Origin of the sequence: Proteus sp. fly-1067 (genome assembly GCF_040139345.1) — a bacterium.
GTDB lineage: Bacteria > Pseudomonadota > Gammaproteobacteria > Enterobacterales > Enterobacteriaceae > Proteus > Proteus vulgaris_B.
Genome location: NZ_JBEEUL010000038.1, coordinates 1 through 2,119 on the forward strand (window position 1 = coordinate 1; position 2,119 = coordinate 2,119).

5 protein-coding genes are annotated in these 2,119 nt (G+C 42.4%); all 5 read right to left on the reverse strand.

Annotation, left to right across the window (positions count from 1 at the left end; all coding sequences use genetic code 11):
* Positions 1-10 precede the first annotated feature (10 nt).
* Positions 11-310: a hypothetical protein gene (locus tag ABN217_RS18810; RefSeq protein WP_349459787.1), complete on the reverse strand. Its 300-nt coding sequence runs from the start codon at positions 308-310 to the stop codon at positions 11-13.
* Positions 311-345: 35 nt separating this feature from the next.
* Positions 346-684: a hypothetical protein gene (locus ABN217_RS18815; RefSeq protein ID WP_349459788.1), complete on the reverse strand. Its 339-nt coding sequence runs from the start codon at positions 682-684 to the stop codon at positions 346-348.
* A gap of 64 nt (positions 685-748) precedes the next feature.
* On the reverse strand, positions 749-1,234 hold the full coding sequence (locus tag ABN217_RS18820) for a single-stranded DNA-binding protein (protein WP_349459789.1): 486 nt from the start codon (positions 1,232-1,234) through the stop codon (positions 749-751).
* Positions 1,234-1,848 carry an ERF family protein gene (locus ABN217_RS18825; RefSeq protein WP_171880571.1) on the reverse strand — a complete coding sequence of 205 codons (615 nt, stop codon included), beginning with the start codon at positions 1,846-1,848 and terminating at the stop codon, positions 1,234-1,236. Before ABN217_RS18825 ends, ABN217_RS18820 begins: the two co-directional genes overlap by 1 nt.
* Before the next feature lies 1 nt (position 1,849).
* On the reverse strand, positions 1,850-2,119 hold a 270-nt coding region (locus tag ABN217_RS18830), incomplete at its 5' end, for a hypothetical protein (protein ID WP_349459790.1).

The window sequence follows — 2,119 nt, forward strand, 5'->3', positions numbered from 1 at the left end:
ATTCTGTCTTTCATTTTTCCACCTTTCTATATCCAGCTTTATATAAACGATTGGCGTAAACTAGAGCTTGAGCCATATCCACATCAAAATTACCGTCACGAGTAGTGGATAGGGTGTTAGAAATTTGATTAATTTCCTTTTCAGCTGCCTCATTACGCTCTTTATCAGCAAGTTCCTTTGCTAAGTCCGCGCAATAAAAGCAAATATTAATATTCCCAACTGAAACTAGGTTTTTAACTCCAATATCTTCACCGCAACAAGAGCATATATTTCTCGCTTTGGGTTCAAATTGGCTGCGTAGTTCAATCATATTCATTCCTCTTCATTGCATCCCTGAGAGTTAAATTAAGCGGTCCGTAGCTTTTCGATTTCTGGAAACTTATTGCGAATTAAATCAACTGATTGCTCAAAGCAAATTTCGCCTTCCAGTTGCTTACTAACCCAAGAATCAATATCCTTTTTGTTGCCATCGCTATCTTTTAGGTCATCAAATATGCTTGGTTCCATTCCGCTATCCAGTGCTATATGCAACCAACTCTCAGCTCTATCGATATCACCCTTACTAATTAAAAACGCGGATACCTGAATATAGGTGGAAAACCTATTCATGATTTGTGAATCAATCTTTACCGCCGCTGCTCTACCTTGAAGCGCGTTAATTTCTTCTTTGAGTTTATCTGTCATATCTATCTCCTGTTTGCATCCTTGCATTGAGTAATGGTTATATCCTTTGGTTAAGCGGGTAGGGTCAAAATGGAATATCGTCTGAGAAATCCATTGGTGGCTCAGGATATTGTGGAGTTTGTTGTTTGGGTTGTTGCGGTTGTTGTGGTTGACCCCATCCTTGATTCTGCTGTGGCTTCTGGCTTCCTGCCTGATTGCCACCGTTACCACCTAGCATCTGCATTGTTCCACCGACATTTACCACCACTTCCGTTGTGTATCGGTCTTGCCCGCTTTGGTCTTGCCATTTACGAGTTTGGAGAGAACCCTCGATATACACTTGTGAACCTTTACGCAGATACTCACCTGCAATTTCTGCTAATTTGCCGAAAATGCATACCCGATGCCACTCAGTCCGATCCTTCATCTCGCCAGTTTGTTTATCACGCCACGATTCCGACGTGGCTAGTGTGAGATTTGCTACTGCGCCACCTGATGGCATATAGCGGATTTCAGGGTCTTGCCCCAAGTGACCAATGAGAATACATTTATTCACGCCTTTACTTGCCATTATGCAGCTTCCTTAAGTTCTTTAATCCGAATTCCTGTTAAACGCTCACATTCCTTTTGTGATTCAGTACCAGCCAATGCATTCCATGCTTTTTTGTACTCATCCATGATTTGTGATTGGTTCGTTGCCGTGCCAAGAAAGTTAGTGTAATCAGCTAACACCTGCTCTGCCGTCCGTGGCGCTACGTTATGAATTTCCGCATCTGCATCAATTGCTGTTTCTTCTGTTGGAATACAGAACGCTTGAAATGCCGCGTATTTATATGCAATCGACATGGCTTTATTTGTGGCTTTATCTCCGCTATCCATAGCCTCACCATAAGTCACTACCGTGTGCTTACTGCCATCTTCCGTGGCAACAAAATCAAATTCAGCCTTAACCACAACGTAGAATAGCTGACCACCTCTTTGTGTTTGTCTTTCCGTGACTGAGCGTTCAATGATCCGTGGAAGAATAAGCAATCCATGCTTAACTAAAGCTGGAGCAAGAGCGTTATATACAGCGTCAATTCCTCTGAACATAAATCCTTGCTGTTGATTTTTGCTTCCTTTCTTTATTCCTGTTTCAGCCATCTCCTTGGCTACATTGCTAATCGCTTTATATACAACAGTCATATTAATCCCCTAAATATTGACCTTGACGGCGATCACTTCCGTAGTAATCGACCTCGATATTGCGACTAGATACAGAACTCCTTTCTGTATCACGTAAGGCCTGAATATGCGGTGGTAGAGGAGGGTGATTTTTAGATGCGTCCAAGTTCATGTGTAGCAGTTCCATTGCAAGTCTCTTTTCTCTTTCCTTCACGCTCGTATTCGGCAAATGACCCTCAATCATTGCAATAGCTTGAGCCAGAGCTTCCTCTCTGTTTTTTGCTAGTGACGG